Here is a 1,000-nt window from a genome sequence, read left to right on the forward strand (position 1 = left end):
TGAAGATTGCCAGCAGCCACTTCGGCATCTAGCCAGCAAAGGAATTTGCTCATCGCTACACCGTCGCGGATATGACAGGCTTTCATGCCCGCAATCTCAACTTCGTTTTTCGCGGCTTTTGGCATTAAACATGGATCGGCTGCAGCAATAACCGATGCGCCTGCATTTTGCAGAACTAACTTAAACCATGCGTTACTGATTGCTGGGTCGAGCAATACCTTTTTACCAGACATGGCTTCAAGGCGAGATTGAAGTGCTTCTGGATGATGAACCGTCACACCAGTACCCACATGCGCTGCAAATTCAGCAGGTAAGCGAGCGGGATCTAGGAAGTACTCTACACTTGAGTCGGCATGAAGAATCGCGTGCGAGAGTAAAACTGGCAAACGCGATACATCCAAGCCACGTACGTTCAATAGCCAACAAATAGAATCAAGCGCTGTGATAACTGCACTGTCGGCACCGGCTTTTGCTACCAGTTGAGCGATCTCTTTACGCTTACTTTCGCTTGATTGACCAACGGCTTCGGTTGGCATGAGGCGAACGTCAGAAACCACTGGTGCAGGGCGGTCATGCCACAGCTCATCAATTGGGTTGCTGGAGAGAATGTTTAGCTCAAGTTTTCCGGCCAGTTTTGCTTGTGCCATATCTAGCCAAGCCGAGCTGTGCATACGTGGGTCGATAGCCACGGACGCATTTGCGGTTAGATTGTCTTGAATCCAATCCAATGCCGGTTCTTCAATTAGGTGGCGATATTCAAACAAATCGCTAGGAACTTGTTTGGTCACTTGAACTGTGTAGCGACCATCAACAAAAATCGCGGCTTTGTCTTGTGTGATCACGGCTGCGCCTGCAGAGCCTGTGAATCCGGTTAGCCAGTGGAGACGTTCATTGTGCGCGGGAACATATTCACCCAGGTATTCATCTTCGTGAGGGATCAGTAGGGCATCAATGTTGTGTTGAGTAAGCCATTCGCGAATTGCGTTCACGCGGCTTAGGG

The 1,000-nt window shown here is 49.7% G+C and carries 1 protein-coding gene; it reads right to left on the minus strand.

Annotated features, from left to right (window positions below; genetic code table 11):
- Window positions 1–1,000: aminopeptidase P family N-terminal domain-containing protein (locus R7P72_RS26345; RefSeq protein WP_318111230.1), on the minus strand; the 1,000-nt coding region annotated here is incomplete at both ends.

It is taken from the genome of Vibrio sp. Vb0888, assembly GCF_033338835.1.
Classification (GTDB): Bacteria; Pseudomonadota; Gammaproteobacteria; order Enterobacterales; family Vibrionaceae; genus Vibrio; species Vibrio alginolyticus.